Genomic DNA, 1923 nt, shown 5'->3' with positions numbered 1-1923 from the left:
GCAAGGCCATGAGCGTGAAAGCATGGACGAAATCGATGTCGCTCTGAAAAGAGATCCCCTCTCGTTTATCATCGAGACCAGCCAGGGCGGCCGCTACTATCACGCCGGACTTTACGATCATGCGCTGCGCCAGTACGACGACGTGCTGAACTTGAACCCCAGCTACACCATCGCCTATTTCTGGCGCGCGCTTGCCAGAGAAAAAAGCGGCATGCGTCCCGCAGCCCAGAACGATCTGCGCAAGGCCGTCGCCAATTCTCATCGCGCCACGCTGTTTCTGGCGTTTCTCGCCAAGAACTACGCCGAGAGCGGGCAGCGCGATAAAGCACTCGTGATCCGGGAGGAACTGCGCCGCCGCTCCGCTCGCGAATACGTCTCCCCCTTTTGTATGGCCGTGATCGAAGTGGGGCTCGGCGATAAGAACCAAGCCTTTCTTCTATTGCAAAAAGCATACGAGACACACGATGGCGCACTCACCTTTTTTGGCGAAGCCTCCCCCGCGTTTGCCTCACTCAAGTCCGATCCACGCTATGCGACAGTTCGCCGCCAAATGGGATTACCCCCTTTGACGAACGCTCCGTGACTGACACTCTGCAACAAAACGCGAGAGTTCCTGGTTGAACCGAATAGGATTCTCGAAGAAGGGCGCGCGGATGGCGTCCGGCGAATTCTTTCGCTTCGCCGCGACGATATGGACCGCCGCTTTCCCAATCTGCTGGGCGTAATCCTCGAAAACCGAAAATAGTGCGTCGGGCGCGAAAATATTTTCGCGTTTTGCGGGGATTTCACGCGCATTTCACGGTGGCGTGGGATGATGCTCCATCAACAAACACGAGCAATACGATGGAGGAGACGCCCACATGTCCGGTCACTCAACCCCCGCGCCCGCTGACACTGTTCCCGCCCGTGGATTGCTGGGCCTGTATCGCCGCACGCCGCTTTATGTCCGGATTATGATCTCCCTGGTCCTGGGTGTGATCGCCGGCGAGCTGATGGGCCATCGCGCCGAGGTATTCCATCCGTTCAGCAACCTGGTGCTCCAGCTGCTCCGACTGCTGGCGACGCCGCTCATCTTCATCGCCGTCGCGCACGCCTTGCTGAAGGCCGATGTGTCCGGCAAGACGGCGGGCCGCCTCTTCTATTTACTGATCACCAACACCACGGTTGCGATCATCATTGGCCTGCTCGTCATGAATATCATTCAGCCGGGCAAGTATGCGCACCTGCATCCACCGAAGACCGACATCACCGCGAAGCAGTTCGATCTTGGCCAGGATCTGATTGAAAAAGTCCCCGCGAACCTCATCGATCCATTCCAGAAGAATGAGATCATCTCGATCATCATCCTCGCCGTCGCGTTCGGTCTCGCCATGCGGATCATCCGCAAGCGCCAGCAAGCCGAAGGAAAAACGGCGTACCAGGGGGTAGAAACCACCCTGGATGTGGGCTTTCAGCTGGTGATGGTGATCCTGCACTGGATTTTCGATTTAGTCCCCATTGCCGTGTTCGCGGTGGTGGCGAGGACAGTGGGAACGTCGGGGATCGGACCGCTTCTTTCGATGGGCGCGTTCGTGGGATGCGTGCTGCTTGCGCTCGCCTTGCAGGCCACCTTCTATCTGGTCCGCCTGCGCCTGAGTTCGTGGGTCCGCCCCGGCAAGTTCCTGCGCGGCGGCACGGACGCCTTGATGATGGCCTTCTCCACCGCCAGTTCCGCCGCCACGCTGCCGATTACCTACGCAAGCGTTAAGGATAAGATCGGCGTGCGTGAAGAATCGGCAGGCGTCGGCGTCATGGTCGGCGGCACATTCAACCACGACGGCACCGCACTTTACGAGGCGATGGCGGCGCTGTTCATCTCGCAAATCCTCGGTTATCATCTGAATTTCGAGCAACAACTCATGGTTGTGGTGATGTCAGTGTTCG

2 protein-coding genes are annotated in these 1923 nt (G+C 58.5%); both read left to right on the top strand.

What is annotated here, in order from left to right; all coding sequences use genetic code 11:
• Positions 1 to 583, top strand: a 583-nt coding sequence (locus ABIZ35_RS08015) for a hypothetical protein (RefSeq protein WP_348219363.1), incomplete at its 5' end; no start/stop codon positions are given.
• Positions 584 to 860: 277 nt separating this feature from the next.
• Positions 861 to 1923, top strand: a 1063-nt coding sequence (locus ABIZ35_RS08010) for a cation:dicarboxylase symporter family transporter (protein WP_348219362.1), incomplete at its 3' end; no start/stop codon positions are given.

The sequence above is a fragment of the Capsulimonas sp. genome (genome assembly GCF_039929585.1).
Lineage (GTDB): Bacteria > Armatimonadota > Armatimonadia > Armatimonadales > Capsulimonadaceae > Capsulimonas.
Note: the sequence above shows the minus strand (reverse complement) of the source record. Positions and strands in the feature narration are given on the sequence as shown.